This window comes from Streptomyces sp. YS-3 (assembly GCF_045257485.1).
In the GTDB taxonomy this organism is placed as follows: Bacteria; Actinomycetota; Actinomycetes; order Streptomycetales; family Streptomycetaceae; genus Streptomyces.
Map to the genome: position 1 here is coordinate 1 of NZ_JBJHPC010000376.1, position 7,185 is coordinate 7,185.

The following is a 7,185-nucleotide window of genomic DNA, read 5'->3' on the forward strand; positions in this document are numbered from 1 at the left end:
CTGTCGGGGGGGTGCGGGGTGACGACTTAGCGGCTCCGCCCCGGGGTTTGCCCGCGCCCCTGGTCGGCCCGGTGTTCGTCTGCCGGCCGGTGGGTGGCTGGTCGCGCAGTTCCCCGCGCCCCTGAAGGGGCCGGTGGGGGTTGCTCGCGCAGTTCCCCGCGCCCCTGGTAGCTCCGGGGCGCCGCACCTCCGTTCTTCGGGGGCGCGGGGAACTGCGCGGCCAGCCCCCACTCGCCCGCGGACAAAAACGAGGAGCGGGGGGCCGGGCAGGCAAGAGAAAGCCGTCCCACCCCCGGCACGGGATGGGACGGCTTCCCCCCGAAGGGGGCTCTCGGCTCACATCAGCACGCGCCCAGGTCCTGCCACACCCCCCACTCACCCGTCGTCCCGGGCTCCTCGCCCTGCGTCCACCACTTGGCCTTCCAGGTGTGGCCGTTGTGGGAGACCTGCGCCCCGCCCGTGTACGTACCGCCCTTGTCCCAGGCCGCGGCCGAGCAGCCCGTCGTCGGCGGAGTCGTGGGAGGCGTCGTCGGCGGCGTCGTCGGCGGCGTGGTGGGGGGAGTCGTCGGCGGCGTCGTCGGGTCCGGCGTCGAGGACGGGGACGAGCCGACCGCAGTGACGATCTGGTTCAGGAGCGTCGTCCGGTCGTCGAGCCCGAGCAGCGAGTACATCATCGCGCCCGCGAGCCCCCGGCTGTGCGCGTAGTCGGCGCGCGCCTGGACCGACTTCTGGTTCAGGCCGGTGAAGAACTCGCCGTCCTTGTAGAAGTAGGACGCCTTCGCCCGGTCGTCCCAGTACGTCGTCGCCGCGTTGTCGACGATCCCGCCGAGCTCCTTGTAGTGGGCGATGCCCGGCTGCTGGCTCAGCGGCCGTGCTGCCGAGGGGCCGGTCGCCGTCTGGGCGAGGCCGCCCGCGCTGCCCGCCGGGACGCCCTTCCAGCCGCGGTAGTAGAACTCGTACCCGAGGGTGAGCTTGTTCGCCGGGAAGCCGCCCGCGATGCCGTACGCCGCGTTCCCGTCCAGCCAGGAGTCGACCGCGTTGGCGATCGAGTACTTCTGGGTGCCCGGCTTGATCACGTCGGTCGGGTCGTCGGCGCCCGAGTAAAGCGGCGACTGGTGGTACGTCGGCCCGTCGCCGTCCCAGGCGCCGTGCATGTCGTACGTCATGACGTTGGCGTAGTCGAGGTACTGCCCGACCTTGTCGGTCTCGATGTTCTTGATCTTGTCCTGGCCGGCCGGCATCGCCGCCGTCAGCAGGTACTTCTTGCCGCCGTGCGCGGCCCCGTAGGCGTCGAGCTGCTTGCGGAACTCGGCGAGCAGCAGCGTGAAGTTCTGCTTGTCCTCGGGCGCGTAGTGGTTGCCGAGGTGGCCGTCGGGCGAGCCGGGGTACTCCCAGTCGATGTCGATGCCGTCGAAGATCCCGGCGGCGGTCCCGGGGCCGCCGAAGCCTCCGTCGACCGGCAGGTCGCCCTGGATGTACTGCTTGACGCAGGACGCCACCAGCTTCTTGCGGCTCGCGTCGGTCTTCGCCGCGTCCGAGAAGTACTTGGAGTAGCTCCAGCCGCCGATCGATATGTTGATCTTCAGCTTGGGGTACTTCGCCTTGAGCTGCTTGAACTGGTTGAAGACGCCGACGATGGGCTGGTTCCAGGTGTCGGCGGTCCCGCTGACGCTGTCGGCCGCGCCGAAGGACTTCTGGTAGTCGGCGTAGGAGTCGCCCGCGCCGTCACCGGCGCTCGCGTTGCTGTCGTCGCCCGCCGCCTTGTTGGCCTCGAAACAGGTGAGGTCGGTGGGGTGGATGTTGGCGAACGAGTAGTTGATGACGTCCAGTTTGCCCGCGATGCCCCGGGTGTCGAGGTGCTTGGGGTAGAAGGCGTTCCCGTACACGCTCCACTGGTCGTAGTACGCGATCTTCACGCCGCCCGTGGAGGCGGCGACCGTCTCGGTGCGGGCGGCGGAGGCGGCGCCGGCCGGGCCGAGGCCCGCGAAGGCGGCCAGCGCGCCGGCGGCGAGCGTCGCGGTCGTGAGGGCTGCGGTTAGAGGTCTGCGGACGGGCACGGTCGGCCTCCGGGGAGCTGAGCGGAACGGCGGTTGCAGCAGTGATAGCGATCACGCCGGGGCCGAGTCAATGGTCTGAACCAAATTGAGGACTAGACCAATTTGGGAGCGAAACCGCTTGTCAGGGCGGTGGGCCCCACGCACGAACCGCCCGCCACCATCGGTGACGAGCGGTTTAAGGGTGTCTTATGGATCTTGGGTGGGACCGGGGACGGGTTGGACCACCGGTGTTGCGGAATTTCGGATTCACCGGTGCGCGGGCCCCGCGCGGGGCTTCGGGCGCCCGCCGCGGGGGCGCCGGTGGGCTACGCCGCGGGCGCCCCGTAGGCGTCCGCGATCAGTTCGTACGAGCGCAGCCGCGCCTCGGGCCCGTGCGCGTTCGCCGTCAGCATCAGCTCGTCCGCGCCCGTGCGCTTCTGGAGCGCGTCGAGCCCCTCGCGCACCTCCTCGGCCGTCCCGGAGACCACGTTGGCGAGCCAGCCGTCGACGAACTCCCGCTCCAGCGCGCTGAAGGAGTGCGCCGCGGCCTCCTCGGGCGTCGGCACCAGACCGGGGCGGCCGGTGCGCAGCCGCACCATCGACAGGGCGTTGGTGAGCGTCTGGCGACGGGCCTCCTCCTCGGTGTCGGCGGCCAGCGCGGAGACGCCGATCAGCGCGTACGGCGCGGCCAGCACCGCCGAGGGCCGGAACGACTCCCGGTAGAGGTCCAGCGCGGGCACGGTGTTGGCGGCCGAGAAGTGGTGCGCGAAGGCGAACGGCAGGCCGAGCATCCCGGCGAGCCGGGCGCTGAAGCCGGAGGAGCCCAGCAGCCAGATCGGGGGGCGGCCGGTGGGCCCCTGCACGGGGCCGGGGACGGCGTGGATACGGGCGTAGGGGTGCCCGTCGGGGAAGTCGTCGTCCAGGAAGCGGGTCAGCTCGGCCAACTGCCGCGGGAACTCTTCCCCCCCTTCGTTCAGGTGGTCGGTGCGGCGCAGGGCCGCCGCCGTCGCGCCGTCCGTGCCGGGCGCGCGCCCCAGGCCCAGGTCGATGCGCCCGGGCGCCAGCGCCTCCAGCGTGCCGAACTGCTCCGCGATCACCAGCGGCGCGTGGTTGGGCAGCATCACGCCGCCCGAGCCGAGCCGGATGCGCTCGGTGTGGGCGGCGAGGTGGGCGAGGATGACGGCCGGGGACGAGGAGGCGACGCCGGGCATGGAGTGGTGCTCGGCGACCCAGTGACGGGTGAAGCCGCGCCGCTCGGCGAGCCGGGCGATCTCCACGCTGGTGCGCAGGGCCGTACTCGCGGTGTAGCCGCTGCCGACCGTCACCAGGTCCAGTACGGACAGGGGCACGGGCGCGCTGCCGAACGCCGTCCCTCGAATGTCGTCCACGTCCACCGGTCCGCTCCTCCAGTTCGTGCCGTACGGATACACCGAAGACAACTGGAGGCGGTCTCCGTTTTATTCCCGGGCGCCAGGCGACCGCCGGGCCGCTGTCGATCAGCAAACCCGGGTACGAACCCGGGCATGACCGAGCCGACGACAGGCCTCACCACCTCCCTGGCCGACCTGACCGCCCGTCAACTCATGGCCGGGTACGGCCGGGGCGACTTCTCCCCGCTCGACGCGGTCCGCGACGTACTGGAGCGGATCACCGCCGTACAGCCCCGGATCAACGCCTTCGTCCGGGTCGACGCCGACGCGGCGCTGGCCCGGGCCGGGGAGTCCACCGCCCGCTGGCGGGCCGGGGAGCCGCTGGGCCTGCTCGACGGGGTGCCGGTGTCCGTCAAGGACGCGCTCCCGGTGGCCGGCGGACCGACCCTGCGCGGCTCCACGCTCCCGGCGGGCCCGGGGCCCTGGGAGGTGGACGCGCCCGCCGTGGCGCGGCTGCGCGAGCACGGGGCGGTGCTGGTGGGCAAGACCACGATGCCCGAGTTCGGGTGGAAGGCGGTCACCGACTCGGCGCTCTCGGGGATCACCCGCAACCCGCACGACCCCTCCCGTACGGCGGGCGGCTCCAGCGGCGGCAGCGCGGCGGCGGTGGCGGCCGGGGCGGCGCCGCTCTCGCTCGGCACCGACGGCGGCGGCTCGGTGCGCATCCCGGCCTCGTTCTGCGGGGTGGTCGGGCTGAAGCCGACGTACGGGCGGGTGCCGCTGTTCCCGCCGAGCCCCTTCGGCTCGCTCGCCCACCTCGGGCCGCTGGCGCGCGACACGGCCGACACGGCGCTGCTGCTCGACGTGATCAGCGGAGCCGACTGGCGCGACTGGTCGGCCGGCGAGCCCGCCCGGCCCGTCTCCCCGTGCCTCGCCGAGGGCGTGAAGGGGCTGCGCGTCGCGTACTCGCCGTCCTTCGGCGGCCAGGTGGCCGTGCGCCCCGAGGTCGCGGCGGCGGTACGGGCGGGCGTGACCCGGCTCGCCGGGCTCGGCGCCTACGTCGAGGAGGCCGACCCGGACTTCGCGGACCCGGTCGCCGCCTTCCACACCCTGTGGTTCACGGGGGCGGCGCGCGTGGCCGCCCGGGTCCCCTCCGAGCGGCGGGCGGCCCTGGAGCCGGGGCTGCGGGACATCGCCGAGCGGGGGGCGCGGTACTCGGCGCTCGACTACCTGGCCGCGCTCGACGTGCGCGCCGAGCTCGGCCACCGGATGGCGCGTTTCCACCGCGCCTACGACCTGCTGGTCACCCCGACCCTGCCGATCACCGCCTTCGAGGCGGGCGCGGAGGTCCCCGAGGGGTCCGGGCTGCGCCACTGGACCGGCTGGACCCCGTTCACATACCCCTTCAACCTGACCTGCCAGCCGGCGCTCACCGTCCCGGTCGGCACGGACGCGGCGGGGCTGCCGATCGGCCTCCAGCTGGTCGCCGCGCGCCACCGCGACGACCTGGTGCTGAGGGCGGCGCACGCGCTGGAGAGCTGAGAGAGCCGATCGGTACGCATGGGGGCGTCGATCCCGGGTAGCGGCGCCGCCATGGTTCGAGCAACTGCACGACGAACGTTTCTCGCCGGGGGTGTCGGCGTGGCCCTGGCCGCCGCCGGCTGCTCCCGGGTGCCCGAAGGCGACGCGCTCGGGCGCCTCAGATCGCAGGGCACGGTACGGCTGGGGATCGCCGGAGAGGTCCCGTACGGCTATGTCGACGAGGACGGCCGGTTCACCGGCGAGGCACCGGAACTGGCCAAAGTGATCTTCAAACGGCTCGGCATCGACCGCGTCCAGCCGGTGGCCACCGACTTCTCCTCGCTCATCCCGGGTCTGAACTCCCAGCAGTTCGACGTCGTCTCGGCGGGGATGTACATCAACAAGGAGCGCTGCGCGCAGGTCCTCTTCGCCGACCCCGAGTACCAGATGCTCGACGCGTTCATCGTGCGCAAGGGCAATCCCAAGGGGCTGCACACCTACCAGGACGTGGTGCGCACCCGCGCCCGCTTCGCCACCGGCACCGGCTACGCGGAGATCCAGTACGCGGTGGCCGCCGGTATCCCCGAGAAGGACATCGTCATCCTCCAGGACCAGGTCGCCGGCTTGAACGCGGTGGAGTCCGGCCGCGTCGACGTCTTCGCCGGGACCGCGCTGACCACCCGCGCCGTGGTGCGCAAGAGCAGCCGCGCCGAGGCCACCGCGCCCTTCGCCGCCGTCGTCGACGGCAGGAAGAAGGTCGACGGCGGCGGCTTCGCCTTCCGGCCCACCGACACCACCCTGCGCGACGCCTTCAACACCGAGCTGCGCAAGATGCGCGCCGGCGGCGAACTCTTCCGCATGCTGCGGCCGTTCGGCTTCACCCGCGCGGAGATGACCACCCTCACCGCCAAGGAGCTGTGCCGATGACGGCGGGACTGTGGCAGCACTGGGTGCTGCCGGGAATCTGGATCACCGTCCAGCTGACCGTGTACAGCGCGGCACTGGCCGCCGCCGTCGCCTTCGGGGTCGGCATGGCCCGTACGCACCGCTCGGTGTTCGTCAGGTTCCTGGCCGGCTTCTACACCGAGGTCTTCCGGGGCACCTCCGCCCTGGTCCTGATGTTCTGGCTGTTCTTCGTGCTGCCGCCGCTGGTGGGCTGGCAGCTGGTGCCGATGTGGGCGGCCGTCCTGGCGCTCGGCCTGTCCTACGGGGCGTACGGGGCGGAGATCGTCCGGGGCGCGCTGAACTCGGTCCCGGCCGCGCAGCGCGAGGCCGGCATAGCCCTGAGCCTCACGCCGTGGCAGCGGATGCGGCTGGTGCTGCTGCCGCAGGCGGTGCCGGAGATGATCCCGCCGTTCTGCAACCTGCTGGTCGAGCTGCTCAAGGGCACCGCGCTGGTCTCGCTCCTCGGCGTCGGCGACGTGTCGTTCGCCGCGTACCTGGTCCGCCTCGCCACCCAGGACAGCGCCCGGATCTACGGCGTCACGCTCGTCATCTACTTCGTCCTCGCCTTCGGGATCACCCGGGGCATGAAGGCGCTGGAGCGCCGCACCAAGGCCAATCTGGGGGTGACGGCCAAGTGACGCACTCCTCCTGGGACTGGTCCGCCGTCGGCGACTTCATGCCGCGCTTCTGGGACGGGGTGCTGGTCACCCTGGAAGTCCTCGCGCTCGGCTCACTCATCTCGTTCTCGCTGGGACTGGTGTGGGCGCTCGGTCTGCGCGCTTCGTCCCGGCTGGTGCGCTGGCCGGTGACCGCCGTCACCGAGTTCATCCGCACCACTCCGCTGCTGGTGCAGTTGTTCTTCCTGTTCTTCGTGCTGCCCGAGTGGGGCGTGAAGTTCTCCGCGCTGACCACCGGCGTCCTCGCCATCGGGCTGCACTACTCGACGTACACCGCGCAGGTCTACCGGGCCGGCATCGACGCCGTGCCCAGGGGCCAGTGGGAGGCGGCCACCGCGCTCAGCCTGCCCGCGCACCGGACCTGGCTCGCGGTGATCCTGCCGCAGGCGGTCCGCCGCATCGTTCCGGCGCTCGGCAACTACGTCATCTCGATGCTGAAGGACACCCCGCTGCTCGCCGGGATCAGCGTCCTCGAACTGCTCCAGCAGTCCCGTCTGGAGGGCGCGTCGACCTTCCAGTACACCGAGCCGCTGACCGTCGTCGGCGTCGCCTTCATCCTCATCGCCTATCCGGCTTCCCTTCTCGTACGAGCCCTGGAGCGCCGCCTTGCCCGCTGACCTCTCCCCCGCGTCCGCC

General features: G+C 72.2%; 6 protein-coding genes. 4 read left to right on the forward strand and 2 right to left on the reverse strand.

From position 1 onward, the window contains the following. Nucleotides 1-341: 341 nt before the first annotated feature. Nucleotides 342-2,057, reverse strand: a complete 1,716-nt coding sequence (locus tag ACJA3G_RS25495) for a glycosyl hydrolase family 18 protein (protein ID WP_406555384.1) — start codon at nucleotides 2,055-2,057, stop codon at nucleotides 342-344. A 305-nt stretch (nucleotides 2,058-2,362) separates the two neighbouring features. Continuing rightward, complete coding sequence (locus ACJA3G_RS25500) at nucleotides 2,363-3,466, reverse strand: LLM class flavin-dependent oxidoreductase (protein ID WP_406555388.1); 1,104 nt, start codon at nucleotides 3,464-3,466, stop codon at nucleotides 2,363-2,365. 93 nt (nucleotides 3,467-3,559) lie between these two features. Here ACJA3G_RS25500 and ACJA3G_RS25505 point away from each other — a divergent pair, with 93 nt between their 5' ends. From ACJA3G_RS25505 to ehuD, 4 genes are read left to right on the forward strand one after another with little or no spacing between them, the layout of a single operon-like run. Next, nucleotides 3,560-4,948 (forward strand): amidase, encoded by a 1,389-nt coding sequence (locus tag ACJA3G_RS25505; protein WP_406555385.1) that lies wholly within the window; start codon nucleotides 3,560-3,562, stop codon nucleotides 4,946-4,948. 51 nt (nucleotides 4,949-4,999) lie between these two features. Beyond that, nucleotides 5,000-5,854, forward strand: a complete 855-nt coding sequence (ehuB, locus tag ACJA3G_RS25510; RefSeq protein WP_406555386.1) for an ectoine/hydroxyectoine ABC transporter substrate-binding protein EhuB — start codon at nucleotides 5,000-5,002, stop codon at nucleotides 5,852-5,854. Further along, entirely contained in the window at nucleotides 5,851-6,510 is a 660-nt protein-coding gene (ehuC, locus tag ACJA3G_RS25515) for an ectoine/hydroxyectoine ABC transporter permease subunit EhuC (RefSeq protein ID WP_406555387.1), read from the forward strand. The genes ehuB and ehuC overlap by 4 nt, the downstream gene beginning before the upstream one ends. Nucleotides 6,511-6,548: 38 nt before the next feature. After that, a complete protein-coding gene (ehuD, locus tag ACJA3G_RS25520) occupies nucleotides 6,549-7,166 on the forward strand; it encodes an ectoine/hydroxyectoine ABC transporter permease subunit EhuD (RefSeq protein ID WP_406555389.1) in 618 nt (205 codons plus the stop codon). The last annotated feature ends 19 nt before the right edge of the window (nucleotides 7,167-7,185 follow it).

Excerpts from the sequence above, each read along its gene's own strand:
- ACJA3G_RS25505 (WP_406555385.1), top strand. The coding sequence starts at position 3,560 with ATGACCGAGCCGACGACAGGCCTCACCACCTCCCTGGCCGACCTGACC.
- ehuC (WP_406555387.1), top strand. The coding sequence starts at position 5,851 with ATGACGGCGGGACTGTGGCAGCACTGGGTGCTGCCGGGAATCTGGATC.
- ehuD (WP_406555389.1), top strand. The coding sequence starts at position 6,549 with ATGCCGCGCTTCTGGGACGGGGTGCTGGTCACCCTGGAAGTCCTCGCG.
- ehuB (WP_406555386.1), top strand. The coding sequence starts at position 5,000 with ATGGTTCGAGCAACTGCACGACGAACGTTTCTCGCCGGGGGTGTCGGC.